We start from the raw sequence: 15,776 nt of genomic DNA, 5'->3' as shown, positions 1-15,776 counted from the left end.
ACTTCCTCAGTTCCAGTCGAGGCCGCCGCGACGCCACACGTAGACGTACGCGAAGCCGACCGTGGCGACGAACAGGACGATCTCCACCAGCCCGAACAGGCCGAGCTTGTCGGCCGCTACGGCGAACGGGTAGAGGAAGACCATTTCGATGTCGAACAAGATGAACAGCATCGCCGTCAGGTAGTAGGCGACGGGCATGCGCCCACCACCGACCACCGGCTGCGGGCTCGGCTCGATGCCGCACTCGTACGCGTCGAGCTTCGCCTTGTTGTAGCGGCGCGGTCCGATGTAGGGAGCCGCGGTCACCGAGAACAGTGCGAACGCCCCGGCGAGCGCGAACATCAATACGAGGGGGAGGTAAGGGTCAAGCACGCTCCGTCGTCCTTTCCTCGCGGTCGCCCGCACCCTAAGGGTGTTGTTCTGCAGCACGTTTGTTAGGCGAACCTAACAAACGCTTGTGAAACAGTTCACAAGCTTGATCACACTGTTGTGAAGTGATTCACAAGCTCGATCGCCAGTGTAGAACGCCTGTAAATGACCTGGATCACAGGGTCTGACCTGCTCGTTTAACCTGCCCGACACATGCGAAACGGCACCGGCTCGTATTGAGCCGGTGCCGTCACCTATTCGGAGTAATTTACGCGCTGGGAGCGAGCTTCGTGGCGGCCACGATCAGACGGTCCATTGAGTCGCCGTCCTTGGGGTCGTACAGGCCCGCCAGGAGCTTGAGCACGAGTTTCATCAGGCGTTTCCGCGGCATTCCGTACTTCGTTGCGGTCCGCATGATCGCCGGGTTACCGATGAGCTTCGAGAAGACGTTCCCGAGCCGGTAGTAACTGCCGAGCGCCTCCTCGATGCGGACCGGGTAGCCGTGCAGCGCCCGTTCACGGTTGACGCCGGTGCGCGCGAGCGCCTGCACGATCGACTCGGAGGCGATCTTCGCCGACTCCATGGCGTAACCGATGCCCTCGCCGTTGAACGGGTTGACCATGCCGCCGGCGTCGCCGACGAGCAGCATCCCCGCCCGGTAGTGCGGCTTGCGGTTGAGCCCCATGGGCAGCGCAGCGCCACCGATCCGGCTCGTCGCGTTCTCCTCGCGGAAGCCCCACTCCTCCGGCGTGCCGTCGAGCCAGCTGCGCAGCAGCTGCCGGTAGTCGGTGGTGCCGTAGGCCTTCGACGTGCTGAGAATGCCCAGACCGACGTTCACGCTGCCGTCGCCCATGCCGAAGATCCAGCCGTAACCGGGCAGCAGCTGCCCGTCCGGCGCCCACAGCTCGAGGTGCGACTCGAGGTAGTCGTCCTTGGTGCGCGGGCTGTTGTAGTAGCGGCGCACCGCCACGCCCATCGGCTTGTCGTCGTCCTTCTGCAGGCCGATGCTCAGGGCGAGGCGCGCTGACACACCGTCACACCCGACGACGATGGGGGCCCTGTAAGTGACCGGGTTCTTTTCCGGTCCCTGCTTCGCCTCCACGCCCACGACCCGGCCGTTCTCGACGATGGCCTTGGTGACCGTCGTGTGCTCGTGCATGCGCGCACCGGCCGCCTTCGCGGCGTTCGCGAGCATCTCGTCGAAGTCCATGCGAGGACGTACGACGCCGTAGTTCGGGAAGGTGGCCAGGTCCGGCCAGTCCAGCTCCATCGTCACGCCGCCACCCACGACGCGGAGCCCCTTGTTGTGCAGCCAGCCGTTGCTCTCGCGGGTGTCGATGCCCAGGTCGATGAGCTGCTTCACGCCCCGGGGCGTGAGGCCGTCGCCGCAGACCTTCTCCCTCGGGAAGGTGCTCTTCTCCAGGAGGAGGACGTCGAGGCCCGCCCTGGCGAGGTAGGTGGCCGCGGTCGAGCCCGACGGTCCAGCACCCACCACGATGACGTCGGCGTCCTCGTTGATCCCGCGCCTGCTCATCCAGACTCCCTGCGTGTACCGGTCACAGCTTCTGCTGGCGACTCTAACCGGACGTTGCTGAGGGTTCCGGGGGCTGGGGTTGCCGGGGCGCGGTTGCGAGTGGTGCCTTGCGCTGTGAGCGGGCTACGACTCGGCGGGCTCTTCGGCCTTCGGCTTCGGCTTGGTCGCGCGGTGCAGGGCCACCATGCCGCCGGTCAGGTTGAACCAGGCCACGTCCTCCCAGCCCGCCTGCGAGATGAGCTCGCCGAGCGTGCGCTGGTCCGGCCAGGTCGCCATGGACTCCGACAGGTACGAGTAGGCAGCGGGGTTCGAGGAGACGAACTTCGCGATGAGCGGGAGCAGTTTGAGCAGGTAGCGCATGTAGACGACGCGGAACGGCTTCCAGACCGGCGTCGAGACCTCGCAGATGACCATGCGGCCGCCCGGCTTGGTGACGCGCGCCATTTCGCGGAGGGCCACGACGGTGTCGTTGAAGTTGCGGATGCCGAAGGACACCGTGACGGCGTCGAAGGAGTCGTCCTTGAAGGGGAGGCGCAGGGCGTCCGCGGCCACCTTCGGGACTCGGCGGTGGGCGCCCGAGGCGAGCATGCCCACGGAGAAGTCCGCTGCGACGCACCAGGCGCCGGAGGCGGCGTACTCGACGGTCGAGACCGCGGTGCCCGCGGCCAGGTCGAGGACCTTCTCGTTCGGGCGGGCGTCGAGGACTCGCCTGCTCCACTCCCGCCAGCGGCGGTCGAAGCCCAGCGTCATGACCGAGTTCGTGCGGTCGTAGCCCTTGGCCACGCCGTCGAACATCTCGGCTACCTCGCGGGGGTTCTTGTCCAGGCCGGCTCGCGACATGACTAGAGACTAAGTCAGCGCCGCTGAGATCTTCTTCAGGGCACCTTCAGGGCGCTGAGCATGCCGTCCACCGCCGCGTGCCACGGGTATTCCTCGGCCCGGGCCCTCGCGGCCTCACGGGAACCCGATTCCAGCAGGTGCCTGGCCGCCGAGGCGAAGGCGGGAGCGTCGTCGGAGACGGCGGCGCCGCAGGACGGCTGGACGATCTCCTTCAGGGCGCTGCTGCGGCTGACGACGACCGGGGTGCCGCTGGCCAGGGCTTCCAGAGCCGCCAGGCCGAACGTCTCGTGCGGGCCCGGCGCGAGCGACAGGTCCGCGGAGGCGAGCAGGGAGGCCACGTCGAGGCGTGAGTTCACGAAGCCGAGGAACGTCACCGGCAGGCCCGCCGCGCGCTTTTCCAGGAACGAGCGGCGCGGGCCGTCGCCGGCGATCACCAGGCGTGCGGAGTGGCCCTGTTCGTGGAGTTCGGCCAGGGTGTCGACGGAACGCTCGACGTGCTTCTCCGGCGACAACCGTCCACAGTGGATGAGCAGGTTTTCTCCGCCCTGCAAAAGGTCTTGTCGCAGCGAGGCGGAGTGGCGCGTGGGGGTGAAGGTGGCCAGGTCCACGCCGAGCGGTACCTGGGTGACGTTGGTGGCGCCGATGCGGTCGAACTCCTCACGGGCGAAGGCCGTCGTGCAGACGACGGTGTCGTAGGAGGCGGCCATGCGGCGGTTCGCCCAGTCGGCGCCGCGTTCGGCCGGGGTGGCGGGCAGCACGAACCGGAGCAGGCGGTCCAGGCGTTCGTGGGAGATCACGACGTTCGGGATGCCGCGTTCGGTCGCCCACGCGCCCATGCCGCGCAGGGTGAGCCGGTCGGAGACCTCCAGGCGGTCGGGTCTGAGGTGTTCCACCAACGACTTGACCCGCCACGGGTCCACGACCCGGTAGCCGCCGGTGTACGGGACCTTCAGCGCGGGCAGGGTGATCCGGCGCACGCCGCCGGGCAGTCCCTCGTCGGCGTGGCGGTCACCCGGTACGACGAGCACCACCTCGTGGCCCTCCTGCGCGTAACCGGTGCCGAGGTGGTGCAGCGCCGTGCGGAGGCCGCCCGACTTGGGGCCGTAGAAGTTGGCGAGCTGGACGATCCTCAAGCGGCCGCCTGGTGGGTGAGTCCGATGACTGCCGCGTAGTGGCCCATCAGCTGGTCGCAGATGGCGGGCCAGGTGCGGGTGAGCACCGACTTGCGGGCCGCGAGGCCGAACCGCCTGCGCAGCACCGGGTCTCGCAGCAGGTCCACGTACTGGGCGATGTCGTCCTCGAAGAGGTACCCGGTGCGTCCGTGCCTGACCAGGTCACGAGGTCCGCCCGCGTTCGGGGCCAGCACCGGGAGGCCGGTCGCCAGCGCCTCCTGCACGGCCTGGCAGAACGTCTCGTGCGGGCCCGTGTGGACGAAGACGTCCAACGACGCGTAGGCCTCCGCGAGCTCCTGCCCGGTGCGGAAGCCCAGGAACTCCGCGTCCGGCATGTCCTTCTCGAGCTGCTCGCGGTCGGGTCCGTCGCCCACGACCCGCAGCTTCACGCCCGGCAGGTCGTGCAGCTCCTTGAGCCGGCTGACCTGCTTCTCCGGTGCGAGGCGGCCGACGTACCCGATGGTCAGCTCGTCGTTGTGCCGCGGACGCGGGTGGAAGAGGTCGATGTCCACGCCTCTGCCCCACCGGTGCACGCGCGGCACGCCGTGCCGTTCCAGCGCCTCCACCGCCGAACTCGACGGGGCGAGCGTGCGGTCGGCGAGCGAGTGGAGGCGTCTGGTCCAGCGCCACGCGGCGCGTTTCGTGAGACCCAGGCCGTAGTTGCCCGCGAAACCGGCCACGTCGGTCTGGTAGACGGCGACGGTGGGCACGTCGAGCTTGCGCGCGGCTCTGAGGCCGTACGCGCCGAGCACGAACGGCGACGCGAGGTGCACGACGTCCGGTTGGAAGTCGGCGAGGGCGTGGAGCACTCTCGGGCTCGGCACACCGATGGGGAGACTCGTCACCATGGGCACGTCGACGGAGGAGACTCTGACGACGGGCGTGCCGTGGTGCTCGTCGGCACCCGCGCCCGGCGCAACGACCATCGCCTGATGTCCGTTGCGGCGCAGGTGCTCCAGGACCCGGAGCACCGAGTTGGTGACTCCGTTCACCTGGGGCAGGAAGCTCTCGGTCACGATCGCTACGCGCACAGGGACACCATGAGGTGCCCGCATGAAGTCCGCGTGACCTCAGATTTGACGCGGACGGAACACCTCACGTCGTGGCCAGGTGATCGTCGATTCGTCATCTCCGCTTGGGCTGCCGGACATCCGGCGCGGTGAAACTAGGCCAGCATGACCGTCTTGTCGTCCCGCCCCGCGCACCCGGTAGAGCCCGGCCTGGTGTCCATCGCGCTGGAAGTGGCCGGTCGCCTGGCGAACGACGCCTCGGACCTCATCATGGCCACGGCCGGCCGCGGCGTGCGTCCCGACTCCGGCGAGTCGCCGTTCGACTGGGTCACCGACACCGACCGCACCCTGGAACGCCACACCCGGCGCGTGCTCACCGCCGAGTTCCCCGCCATCCCCGTCTTCTGCGAGAACTCCGACGACGGGGACACCCCGAGCGACTCGGAGTTCCGCTGGGTCGTCGATCCCGTCGACGGCACCGCGAACTACACGGCGGGCATGCCCTGGTGCGCCTACAGCCTCGCCCTGGTGGACCGCTGGGGCCCCGTCGTCGGCGTCGTCGCCGACCCGTACCGCTCGCAGATCTACGCCGCCGCACGCGGCCGTGGCATGCGTGCGAACGGCACACCGGTCCGCCTGACCGAACGCCAAGGCGACTCCCTCGTCGTGTGCACCGAGATGACCCGTTCCGGTCCGTGGCCGGGCATGGGCGAGTTCATCTCCACGGCAGCGATAGCCGGCACGGGCGTGCGCGTGCTCGGTTCGAAAGCGCTCGCCGTCGCACAGGTGGCGTTGGGCCACGTCGCAGCTGCCGTGCTGCACGGCTACCACGAGTGGGACGTCGCCGGAGCGGTGTCTCTGGCCGTGGAGTCGGGTGCGGTCGTGCTCGACCGACGCGGCGAGGGCGCCCAACTACCCGTGGACGGACTGCTCGTCGCGGCTCCTGAAGCGGCGGACGAGGTCCTGGGATGGTGGCAGTCGGCGCTTCAGGCCGAGAGCTGAGGGAGCTGCTTCTCCAGCACTTCGAGGTGCGTGCGCGCCTCGTCGAGCCCGGGGTGGTCGAACATCTGCAGCGCCACGCGCCCGACCTCGTTCTCGAACTGGTGGAAGTCGTGCGAGGCCTTGAGCAACCGCTGGTAGACCGGGTGCTGCCGGTCGACCGAACCGAGCGCCCGCCCGAGCTGCGCGATGCCGCGCACGTCGTCGAGCTCCTTGGTCAGCTGCCCGCTGATCTTCCACAGCCAGTCCTTGGCCGGCGAGTTCGGCACGGTCTGGATCGCCGCCGCGACCCTGCGCGTAGATGCGGCGCACCGTTCGACCAGGTCGGACCACATGTCGTAGGGCTGCTGCGGGACCGGCGGGTGCATCGGCCGCGGCGGCATCTGCCGCGGACGCTGGACGGAGCGCCGGACGAGGCCGACACCGGTACCGACGACCGCGCCGGGAATCGCGCCCATCATGAAGGACACCATGAGGATCGCGAGGAACGTGATGAACCCCGAGGAGGGTTTGCCGCTCTGCGACGTCACCTCGATGGCCGTGACGAGGGCGCCCATCAGCAGGGTGCCGATGGTGGCACCCCAGAGCGCTGAGCGGACGACGACTCCCATGCCTTCGATGGTGCCATGCGCAGGCAGGTGGTGCGGGTGTTTCCTGAGGTGACGAAGCTGTTCTGTCAGGTCCGGAACCTCGTGCCCCGATCAGGCGTCGAAGTCCACCGTCACGCACTCGCTGGTCGGCAGCGCCTGACAGGTCAGCACGAACCCGGCCGCCACCTCGGACTCGTCGAGCGCGTAGTTGCGCCGCATCTCGACGCTGCCCTCGGTCACCAAAGCCCGGCACGTGCCGCACACCCCGCCCTTGCAGGCGAACGGCAGGTCGGCGCGGACGCGCTGGGCGGCGTCCAGGATCGGCTCGTCGGCGGGCAACGGCAGCGTGGTCGACTTGCCGTCCAGCACGACCGTGACCGAAGCGGCGGCGTCGATGACGGCCTCCGCACGGCGCGGAGGGGGCGGCGGCTCGTCCACGTAGAAGAGTTCGTGGTGCACCCGGTCGGTGGGCACGCCGCGATCGCGCAGCACGGCCGTGGCGTCCTGCACCATCTCGTAGGGGCCGCACAGCCACCACTCGTCGATGGCGTCGAACGGGACGACGCTGCCGAACAGGGCCGTCAGCTTCGCGGCGGTCAGGCGGCCGGTGAACAGCTCGACGTCGCGCGGTTCGCGGGACAGGACGTGGATCAGCTGGAACGTGGCCGGGTAGCGGTCTTTCAGGTCGGCCAATTCGTCGGCGAACATCACCGTGTTGGTGCTGCGGTTGCCGTACATCAGCGTCACGCGGGCGCCGGTGGCGAGGACCGTGGCGGCGATCGACAGGGCCGGGGTGATGCCGGAGCCCGCGACGACCAGGCCGTGGTGCGTGCCCGTGCCGGACGGGGTGAACTTGCCCAGCGGCGGCAGGACTTCGAGCACGTCACCGGGGGCGACGCGGTCCACCAGCCAGGTCGAGAACTGGCCGCCGTCGACGCGGCGCACGCCGATTCGCGGAGCGGAACCCGCCGGCGCGCAGATCGAGTACGAGCGGCGTTCGTCGCCCTGGCGCAGGGTCAGGTACTGGCCGGCCGCGAAGGCGAACTCGTCCGAGAGGTCGCCGGGCACGTCGAAGGTGACGGCCACGGCGTCGTCGCAGAGTCGGTCGACGCGGGCGACGGTCAGCTTGTGGAAGGCGGCTCGGCGCGACAACTCAGATCTCCTTGACGTGCTCGAACGGTTCGGCGCAGGCGTGACAGCGGCGCAGGGCCTTGCACGCGGTCGAGCCGAACCGAGAAATCTCCGAGGTGTTGAGCGAACCGCACTGCGGGCACGCGACCTGGCGTGACGGCGGCACGAGGTTCAGCGGCACCGGACCCGCCACCGTGGGACCGATGCGGGACGGCGGCGCGATGCCGGCGGCGGCCAGCTTCGAACGGCCCTCGTCGCTGATCCAGTCCGTGGTCCAGGCCGGGGACAGCGACAGGCGCACCTCGACGTCCGGGTAGCCCGCGCCGACCAGCGATCGGCGCAGGTCGGCACCCATCTCGTCGATCGCGGGGCAGCCCGAATAGGTCGGGGTGATGGTGACGACGACGCGACCGTCCTCTTCGGAGACGTCGCGCAGCACGCCGAGGTCGGCGAGCGTGAGGACCGGGAGTTCCGGGTCCCGCACGGCCGACGCGACCTCCAGTGCCGTCGTCACCAGACCGCTCCGGGCAGCGAGCGGTGCAGGTGCTGCATCTCGGCGAGCAGGTAGCCCATGGCCTCGGTGTGCACGCCGTCGCGGCCCGCCATACCCGCGACACGGGCGGCACGGGTGTCCGTGGGGCGTGTGAGGCCGGCGGCACTCAGCACCGCCTCCAGCACACCGTCCACTTCGGACCGCAGCGACGCCGGGTCGACCGCCACACCGGCCAGCGCGACCTCGACCGCGTGCGTCGCGAACAGCTCGTCCACGAACGGCCACACGCGCTCGAGCCCGGCCTGCATGCGGCGGTGCGACTCGTCGGTGCCGTCGCCGAGGCGAACGGTCCACTGGGCGGCGTGGTCGCGGTGGTAGGCCAGCTCTTTGAGGCCCTTCTCGGCGATCGCGGCGAGGACCGGGTCGGCCGAGCCGCGCAAGCGTGAGAACAGCGCGAGACGCCACGACGAGAACACCAGCAGGCGCGCGATCGTCGCCGCGAAGTCGCCACCGGGGCCGGGACCGCAGTCGATCTCGGCCAGGTGGACGTTGCGGAACTCGCGTTCGTCGCGCAGGTACGCCAGGGCGTCCTCGTCGCGGCCGAGCACCTCACCCGCGCGCGTCAGCAGCATGCGGGCCTGGCCGAGCAGGTCCAGCGCGATGTTGGCGAGGGCGATGTCCTCTTCCAGCTCCGGAGCGCGCGAACACCACTCCGAGAGGCGCTGCGAGAAGATCAACGCGTCGTCGCCGAGCATCAGGCAGTACGCGGCGAGGGCCTCGCGGTCGACGCCCGCGGGGAACTCGCGGTTGACGCCGGAGAGGGCCTCCGAGAAGCCCGTCCCGAACGCCCAGTGCGCGTCCTCGCCGCCCAGCAGGGACTCGTAGGCATTGTCGAAGCTCATAGGTGCGGCACGTCCTCGGGAATCGCGTAGAACGTCGGGTGCCGGTAGACCTTGTCCCCCGCGGGCGCGAAGAACGGGTCCTTCTCGTCCGGCGAGGAGGCGGTGATCTCCGTCGCGGGCACCACCCAGATCGACACGCCCTCGTTGCGACGCGTGTAGACGTCACGGGCGTTGCGCAGCGCCATCTCGGCGTCCGGCGCGTGCAGCGAACCGACGTGCACGTGGTTCAGCCCGCGCTTGCCGCGCACGAACACTTCCCACAGCGGCCAAGACGTGCTCACGCGGCACCTTCCTTACGTGCGTGCTTCGCGGCGTGCGCGGCCGCGGCTTCACGGACCCACGCACCGTCCTCGTGCGCCTTGCGGCGGTGGGCGATGCGTTGCTCGTTGCAGACGCCGCCGCCCTTGACGACCTGCCAGAACTCGTCCCAGTCCGGCTGGCCGAAGTCGTACTCGCCGCGCTCCTCGTTCCACTCGAGCTCGGGGTCCGGGAACGTCACGCCGAGCGCCTCGGCCTGCGGCATGCTCATGTTCACGAACTTCTGCCGCAGCTCGTCGTTGGTGTCGCGCTTGATCCGCCACGCCATGGACTGCTCGGTGTTCGTGGACTCGGCGTCCGGCGGGCCGAACATCATCAGCGCCGGCCACCACCAGCGGTTCACCGAGTCCTGGACCATGTCGCGCTGCTGCTGGGTGCCGCGCATCATCGTCATCAGGAGCTCGTAGCCCTGGCGCTGGTGGAACGACTCTTCCTTGCAGATGCGGATCATGGCGCGCGCGTACGGCCCGTAGGACGTGCGGCACAGCGGCACCTGGTTGCAGATCGCGGCGCCGTCGACCAGCCAGCCGATCACACCGACGTCGGCGAACGTGAGCGTCGGGTAGTTGAAGATCGACGAGTACTTCTGGCGGCCCTCGATGAGCTTGGTCGTCAGGTCCTCGCGGTCGGCGCCGAGCGTCTCGGTCGCCGAGTACAGGTAGAGGCCGTGTCCGGCTTCGTCCTGCACCTTGGCCAGCAGGATCGCCTTGCGCCGCAGCGAGGGCGCGCGGCTGATCCAGTTGCCCTCCGGCTGCATCCCGATGATCTCGGAGTGCGCGTGCTGGGCGATCTGCCTGATCAGGGTCTTGCGGTAGCCGTCGGGCATCCAGTCGCGCGGCTCGATGCGCGATTCGGACTGCACAGTGCGCTCGAAGCGCAGCTCCAGGTCATCCGCCATGCCCCGATGTTACACCCGAGTGCCGAATCTGCGTAGAACTGTCACAACCACTGCGATGACGATCCAGACGGACACGAGGAAGGTTCCGACGGGAAGCAGGCTGAGCACCGCCGTCCGGCCGGCGACACGCGTCAGTTCGGGGTTCGTCTGGTCGTACTCGACCCGCACGTTGTCCCCGACGTTGAGCCCTGCCGGGTACAGCACGCCCTGCGACGGGATGATCACGCGCCCGTCCGGTGTGGCGTAGCGCACAACGGTCCGGTTGAAGGACACGGAGTCGACCTGCGCGACCGCCTGCCCCATCGACCGCTCGATGGCCACGTCGTCACGCCAGCAGGCGATGGGCAGAAGCACGCACACGAGCGTGATCACGCCACCGACGACGAACAATGCTTTGCAGACCGCACGGCGGACGCGTACACCGCGGGGCGTCTTGGTCACTGCGTCCTCCACCACAACTGAGAAGTCTAGAGCCGGGCGGATGCCGCGCTTTCAGGTTGATGTCCATACAGTCGAAGCGTGACCTCAGCACCGACATCGCGAGCACGGCAGCGAATCCGCGTCCGGTCGAAGCGGGACACCGCCGGTGACCTGCTCGGACTGCTGCCGACCCCGGAGCACGCCCTGGCCTGGGTACGCGATGGGTCCGGCCTGGTCGGCTGGGGCGAGGCGGCTCGCCTGGAGGTCAGCGGCCCGGACCGGTTCGAGCAGGCCGACAAGTGGTGGCAGGAGTTCTGCGCACACCTCGACGTGGACGACGAACTGGGCGTGCCGGGCAGCGGCCCCGTGGCGTTCGTCTCGATGGCCTTCGCCGACTCCCCGGGCGACTCGGTGCTGATCGTCCCCGAGGTCGTCGTCGGCCGGCGCAACGGCGAGCAATGGGTCACCACGATCGGTGCCTCAGACCCCGCGCCGTACGTCGAACCTCTCTCGCGCCCGTCCTCAGTGCGTTACGCGAACGGACAACTGCCGGTCACGCAGTACCGCGAAGCCGTACGCGAGGCCGTCGTGCGGATGCGTGCGGGCGACCTGGACAAGGTGGTGCTTGCACACGACCTCGTGGCGCTGACCGACAAGCCGCTGGACCAGCGGTTCGTGCTGCAGGGCCTGGCGCGGCGCTACCCGGAGTGCTGGGCCTACGCCGTCGACGGACTGGTCGGCGCGACGCCCGAGTTGCTGTTGCGCAGGACCGGCTCGGTCGTGGACTCGCGAGTGTTGGCCGGCACGACCTGGCCGCACGACGGCATCTCGGACGAGGAACTCGCCGCAGCACTGATGTCGTCGGAGAAGAACCTCGAAGAGCACGACTACGCGGTCCGCTCTCTCGCGGACACCCTCCGGCCGTTCTGCGCGACCATGTCGGTCGAGGGACCCTCCGTGCTGAGGCTGCCCAACGTCTCGCACCTGTCGTCCGATGTGATCGGGACGCTTGAGTCGTCCACTTCGCTGCTGCATCTCGGCGAGGCCGTGCACCCGACCGCCGCCGTGGGCGGAACGCCTCGGCTGGACGCGACCTGGCTGATCTCGCAACTGGAGGGGATGGACCGCGGGCGGTACGCCGGGCCCGTCGGGTGGATCGACGGGAATGGCGACGGTGAACTCGGGATCGCACTGCGGTGTGCGCAGCTTTCCGGGTCGACGGCTCGGTTGTTCGCCGGGTGCGGGCTGGTCGCCGACTCGGATCCCGACATCGAGGTGCAGGAGGCGCACGCCAAGATGCGGCCTATGCGTGAGGCCCTTGAAGGGCTTTAGCCACGAACTCCGCCTTGCCCTTTGTGTACGCCTCACGGTCGTGACCGCTTTGGTCGGCCAGTTGGCGTTTCAGGGCTTCGTACTCGTGCGCTAGTTCGCGGTTGGTTCTCAGGGCGTCGCGGAAGCGGATCTGGTCGCTCCACCGTTCGTGGCCTGCCTGGATCAGGTGCAGGTGGGCTTCTCGTCGTTGGCCTGTCTGGTCTGGTTTGACGAAGAAGCGGCGCCATGGTCGGTTGTCGAGTTCCGGGGGCACGTAGGCCCAGCCGTGGGCGATTAGGAGTTCGGGCGCTTCGGTGTCGAGGGCGGTCATCGAGGCCATCAGGTCGATGATCGGTTTGGCGGCCAGGCCTGGGACGGCGGTCGATCCGACGTGTTCGATGCCGTCGACCAGCCAGGGGGCGAGTAGTTCGGTCAGTCTGGCGCCTTCTGCTTGGGCGCGGTCGGCCCATCGAGGGTCGTGCGGCCGGACTTCCGCACGCTCATAGGCCCACGCCGGGACGTCCTGGCTCAACCGTGCGGCCCTCCGCTGACGTAGATGACCTGGCCGGTCACGTAGTCGGCGTCCTCCGCGGCGAAGAACAGCACCGCGCGTGCGATGTCGTGCGGCGTACCGACACGACCGCGCGGGATCGACTTCCGTTGCACCTCGATGTGTTCGTCGAGGGTGCGGCCCGCACGGGCGGCGGACACCTTGGTCATCTCGGTCACGACCACGCCGGGGCCGATCGCGTTCACGGTGATCCCGAACGGGGCGAGGTCGAGAGCCGTGGCTCGGGTGAAGCCCTCCAGGCCCGCCTTGGCGGCGACGTAGTTGGCGCGGTCGTCGTCCACCAGTGCGGAGATGCTGGAAATGTTGACGACTCGGCCCCAGCCGGCGTCGCGCATGGCCGGCGCGGTGGCCTTGAGCATCAGGAAGCTGCCGCGCAGGTGGGTGTTCATCACGGCGTCCCAGTCGGCCAGCGGCATGTCGAGGACCATGTTGTCCCTGGCGAAGCCGGCGTTGTTGACCAGGATCTCGACCGGGCCCAGCTTCGTCGTCACCTCGTCCACGGCCTCGGTGACGGCGTCCGGGTCGCTGATGTCGGCCAGCACCGCCAAGGCTGATCCGCCGGATTCCTCGATCTGGTCGGCGACGGCGTGTGCGCGGTCGTTGAGGTCGACGACGGCTACGCGGTGGCCGCGGGCTGCCAGGGCTTTGGCTGTTCCTGCGCCGATTCCGGAACCGGCACCGGTGACGAGCGCGACACGAGTCTGCACTCGTCGATCGTGCTCGTCACCGGGGTCGCGCGCCACCGATTACTCCGGTCAGCCGCCGATCACCGGCGGCGCGACCATCCGGTCGTCGTCGAAGTACTCGTCCGTGGGGATGAGGTAGTTCGACTTGTGTTCCTTGTCCTCTTCGCCGTTGCCCGCACCGGCGCCCGCGCCACCCGCTCCGGCTGCACCCGCGGTGCCGGCCCGGTTCGCGGATGCCGCGTTGCCACCACCACGCGCGGTCCCTTCCGGACCGTGGGCGACTCCAGCGGCACCACCGGGATTCGAGGGGCCAAAGCTGCCGCGTGCTGCCGCCGACCCGGCGCCTCCAGCACTTCCACCACCGAATCCGCCTGCTCCGCGACTGCCGCCTGCGCCTGGTGCACCACGGCCCGCTCCGCCGGAACCGCCTCCGCTACGCCCGGCGGCGCGCGGGTCGTTCGGCCTGAGGCCGGGTGGGATCGGGCCGGGACCGGGCATGAACGACTTGCGGTCGTTCGAGGTGCCGCCGTTGGGGAGCTGGTTGTTCCCCTGCGGGTTGGGCTGGGTGACCGGCGGAGCGGCCCACGAGGGGTTGGTGGTGCCGTTGTTCAGTCCGGGGCTGCCCAGGTTGCTGGTGCCGGGAGTACCGACACCTGCCGTGCCGACAGGCGGGTTGCCGACACCAGGATTTCCGAACTGGGCAGGCGGATTCACGGAGTTCGTGGTGTGCGCGTACGTCGTGCTGCTCGTCGTCGTGACGCCCTGGTCGCCATTGGGCAACCGCGGGGCTTCGTCGAACGTGGGCATCCCCGCGGCCGCTGCGGCGAGCGAGTTGTCCCGCTCCTGCATGACCCGCTCGGCTTCCTGCTTGGCGGCCTGCGACTTCTCCCGCTGCGCCAGCATCTCGAACGGCGCCGCAGCCATCTTGAACGGGTTCATGCTGGTCGCCGCGTCCTTCAGCATCTGCTGCGGGTCGAACGGCACTTCCTTGGGGAACCTGTTCTTCGTCGACTCCGCGGCCTCGACCTGCCGGTTGATCACAGCGCTCGTCGACGAGAACGACGAGGACAGCTGGTCGGTGAAGTTGCCGACCTTCGTCAGTGCCTGGGAGGCCGCCGCGCCCGCAGAACCCGTCCAGCCCGCGCGCAGACCGTTGACCACGGTGTTGAGCCCGACTGCCACGTCGACCAGATCGCTTGAGATCGACTTCCACTCGGCTGCGATCTCACCTGCCGGACCGGGCTCGTTGCCGTCCATCGCCTGTTTGTGCATGGCGGCATGGCTGTGCCCTGGGTAGTTCGCGTTCGGCTGCGGAACCTGCGGTCTCTCGTGCGCCATCGGTCATCCCCTAGAACCGTGCGGATCAGATCAAGGCAACTTGGCTGCGACGAAGTCAGCCGACTTCTCGGCCAGCTCGCAAGCCTTCGCAGAGTTGCGGTTGGCGACATCGGCATTTGCGACCACCTGCACGCTGGACGAGTCGCTCACAGAGATCACCACCTGGCAGGCGCCGTTGTCCTGCTTTGGCCTGGCGGTGAATCCGCTGTACTTTCCGAACTCCGCCGGCGTCTTGGTGTAAGAACCGAAGTCCAGGCTTTCCGCGCTGATCTTCGCGTTCAAGGCGACCGTGAGGCCACCATCGCTGCTGTCCCACTCGCAGGTGTCCGCACCAGCCGCCCTGCGCGGCGCCGGCGAGCTGAACCCGAGACCACTCGCTTCGGTCCCGGTGACCAACTCACAGGGCTTCAGGCTGGCGAGGTCCACCCCACTCGCCGAACTGGATGTCGTGCTCGTCGTGGTCTCGGCGGTGGTGACAGGCTTGGCCGCGCCTCCGGTAGCGCTGCTGCTGCACGCCGAGGCGAACAAAGCCAGTCCTGCAATGGCGATGCGTTTGCGGTTCATGACTTCCTGTCAGAGTTGCTTGAACGTGTCGGCCGTGCCTTCTTCCACGTTCCGATAGGACTTCCGGCTCTTGTCGAGCTGAGCCTTGAGCTCGCCCACGGCCGTGATCAAATCCGGGATCACCTTGGTGTCAGCCACCTGACCGATCGCTTTGTTGAACTCGCCGACTTGTTCGGCATAACCGCCACCCAACGGGGTCTTGGTGGCGAGAACCATCGACCGCCGCTGGATCCTGCGCAATGCGGTCTCGAAGTCTTCCAACTTCTTGATCGCGCTGTCGACGGCCTCCGGGTCGTGCTGGAGTGCGCCTGCCTCGGAGGCGGCCTGAACCGACTTGGCCGCAGCCATGATCGTACTGACGCCACCGGTCATGATGCCCATCAAGGGGCCACCGGACTGCGCGTAGTAGCGCTCCAAGGCATAGGCCTGGGCGCTTTCCTGTGCGCTGCTCTCACCGGTCACAGGTTCACTCCCCCACGTGCACTGCGCTCTATCGTTTGACCGTAAAGCAAGTCGGCCGGGGAGCGGATCAGTACGACTACTTACACCCATTTGAACTAAGGAACAGCACCCGATCCAGGGGGAACGTCACGAGCCGTGCAGGCCACCTCAGGTGGCCTGCACGGCTCG

The 15,776-nt window shown here is 68.7% G+C and carries 19 protein-coding genes; 2 read left to right on the top strand and 17 right to left on the bottom strand.

Translation table 11 applies throughout. From position 1 onward, the window contains the following. Positions 1-6 precede the first annotated feature (6 nt). From DFR72_RS18935 to DFR72_RS18915, 5 genes are all read right to left on the bottom strand, one after another. The gene (locus DFR72_RS18935; protein WP_030478224.1) at positions 7-372 is read right to left on the bottom strand and encodes an NADH-quinone oxidoreductase subunit A; all 366 of its coding nucleotides are present in this window, start codon (positions 370-372) and stop codon (positions 7-9) included. Between the two features lie 265 nt (positions 373-637). Beyond that, entirely contained in the window at positions 638-1,903 is a 1,266-nt protein-coding gene (locus DFR72_RS18930) for a geranylgeranyl reductase family protein (protein ID WP_090065936.1), read from the bottom strand. A 123-nt stretch (positions 1,904-2,026) separates the two neighbouring features. Then, positions 2,027-2,743, bottom strand: coding sequence for a demethylmenaquinone methyltransferase (locus DFR72_RS18925; protein ID WP_090065937.1), 717 nt, complete (start codon positions 2,741-2,743; stop codon positions 2,027-2,029). A gap of 35 nt (positions 2,744-2,778) precedes the next feature. Then, positions 2,779-3,876, bottom strand: a complete 1,098-nt coding sequence (locus DFR72_RS18920; RefSeq protein ID WP_090065938.1) for a glycosyltransferase — start codon at positions 3,874-3,876, stop codon at positions 2,779-2,781. Then, on the bottom strand, positions 3,873-4,946 hold the full coding sequence (locus DFR72_RS18915) for a glycosyltransferase family 4 protein (RefSeq protein WP_211335460.1): 1,074 nt from the start codon (positions 4,944-4,946) through the stop codon (positions 3,873-3,875). The genes DFR72_RS18920 and DFR72_RS18915 overlap by 4 nt, the downstream gene beginning before the upstream one ends. A gap of 144 nt (positions 4,947-5,090) precedes the next feature. On the opposite strand from DFR72_RS18915, the gene DFR72_RS18910 reads away from it, so the two are divergent. Then, a complete protein-coding gene (locus DFR72_RS18910) occupies positions 5,091-5,927 on the top strand; it encodes an inositol monophosphatase family protein (RefSeq protein WP_090065940.1) in 837 nt (278 codons plus the stop codon). On the opposite strand, the gene DFR72_RS18905 is transcribed toward DFR72_RS18910, so the two are convergent. From DFR72_RS18905 to DFR72_RS18875, 7 genes are all read right to left on the bottom strand, one after another. Continuing rightward, positions 5,912-6,535, bottom strand: a complete 624-nt coding sequence (locus DFR72_RS18905) for a hypothetical protein (RefSeq protein ID WP_090065941.1) — start codon at positions 6,533-6,535, stop codon at positions 5,912-5,914. The two genes, DFR72_RS18910 and DFR72_RS18905, sit on opposite strands and share 16 nt — an antisense overlap. A 90-nt stretch (positions 6,536-6,625) precedes the next feature. Further along, positions 6,626-7,666 carry a 1,2-phenylacetyl-CoA epoxidase subunit PaaE gene (paaE, locus tag DFR72_RS18900; RefSeq protein ID WP_090065942.1) on the bottom strand — a complete coding sequence of 347 codons (1,041 nt, stop codon included), beginning with the start codon at positions 7,664-7,666 and terminating at the stop codon, positions 6,626-6,628. 1 nt (position 7,667) lies between these two features. Continuing rightward, positions 7,668-8,159 carry a 1,2-phenylacetyl-CoA epoxidase subunit PaaD gene (paaD, locus tag DFR72_RS18895; protein WP_090065943.1) on the bottom strand — a complete coding sequence of 164 codons (492 nt, stop codon included), beginning with the start codon at positions 8,157-8,159 and terminating at the stop codon, positions 7,668-7,670. Continuing rightward, complete coding sequence (gene paaC / locus DFR72_RS18890) at positions 8,156-9,040, bottom strand: 1,2-phenylacetyl-CoA epoxidase subunit PaaC (RefSeq protein ID WP_090065944.1); 885 nt, start codon at positions 9,038-9,040, stop codon at positions 8,156-8,158. Before paaC ends, paaD begins: the two co-directional genes overlap by 4 nt. Further along, positions 9,037-9,321 carry a 1,2-phenylacetyl-CoA epoxidase subunit PaaB gene (paaB, locus tag DFR72_RS18885; protein WP_090065945.1) on the bottom strand — a complete coding sequence of 95 codons (285 nt, stop codon included), beginning with the start codon at positions 9,319-9,321 and terminating at the stop codon, positions 9,037-9,039. Before paaB ends, paaC begins: the two co-directional genes overlap by 4 nt. Then, on the bottom strand, positions 9,318-10,256 hold the full coding sequence (gene paaA / locus DFR72_RS18880; protein ID WP_090065946.1) for a 1,2-phenylacetyl-CoA epoxidase subunit PaaA: 939 nt from the start codon (positions 10,254-10,256) through the stop codon (positions 9,318-9,320). The genes paaB and paaA overlap by 4 nt, the downstream gene beginning before the upstream one ends. Positions 10,257-10,265: 9 nt before the next feature. Next, complete coding sequence (locus DFR72_RS18875) at positions 10,266-10,697, bottom strand: DUF3592 domain-containing protein (RefSeq protein WP_245983133.1); 432 nt, start codon at positions 10,695-10,697, stop codon at positions 10,266-10,268. A gap of 78 nt (positions 10,698-10,775) precedes the next feature. On the opposite strand from DFR72_RS18875, the gene DFR72_RS18870 reads away from it, so the two are divergent. Continuing rightward, entirely contained in the window at positions 10,776-12,008 is a 1,233-nt protein-coding gene (locus DFR72_RS18870) for an isochorismate synthase (protein ID WP_090065948.1), read from the top strand. Here DFR72_RS18870 and DFR72_RS18865 read toward each other — a convergent pair. Genes DFR72_RS18865 through DFR72_RS18845 form a run of 5 tightly spaced genes read right to left on the bottom strand, consistent with a single transcriptional unit; the run spans position 11,980 to position 15,608 of the window. After that, complete coding sequence (locus DFR72_RS18865) at positions 11,980-12,519, bottom strand: GrpB family protein (protein WP_090065949.1); 540 nt, start codon at positions 12,517-12,519, stop codon at positions 11,980-11,982. The genes DFR72_RS18870 and DFR72_RS18865 overlap by 29 nt on opposite strands. After that, positions 12,516-13,265: an SDR family NAD(P)-dependent oxidoreductase gene (locus tag DFR72_RS18860; protein ID WP_090065950.1), complete on the bottom strand. Its 750-nt coding sequence runs from the start codon at positions 13,263-13,265 to the stop codon at positions 12,516-12,518. Before DFR72_RS18860 ends, DFR72_RS18865 begins: the two co-directional genes overlap by 4 nt. A 48-nt stretch (positions 13,266-13,313) precedes the next feature. Continuing rightward, positions 13,314-14,582: a PPE domain-containing protein gene (locus DFR72_RS18855; protein ID WP_090065951.1), complete on the bottom strand. Its 1,269-nt coding sequence runs from the start codon at positions 14,580-14,582 to the stop codon at positions 13,314-13,316. Between the two features lie 30 nt (positions 14,583-14,612). Beyond that, a complete protein-coding gene (locus tag DFR72_RS18850; protein WP_090065952.1) occupies positions 14,613-15,146 on the bottom strand; it encodes a DUF3558 family protein in 534 nt (177 codons plus the stop codon). Between the two features lie 9 nt (positions 15,147-15,155). Then, positions 15,156-15,608, bottom strand: coding sequence for a hypothetical protein (locus DFR72_RS18845; RefSeq protein WP_090065953.1), 453 nt, complete (start codon positions 15,606-15,608; stop codon positions 15,156-15,158). Positions 15,609-15,776 lie beyond the last annotated feature (168 nt).

The sequence above is a fragment of the Lentzea flaviverrucosa genome (assembly GCF_003350445.1).
Classification (GTDB): Bacteria; Actinomycetota; Actinomycetes; order Mycobacteriales; family Pseudonocardiaceae; genus Lentzea; species Lentzea californiensis.
The sequence above is the reverse complement of the archived record's forward strand: the minus strand, read 5'-3'. Positions and strand labels throughout refer to the sequence as shown.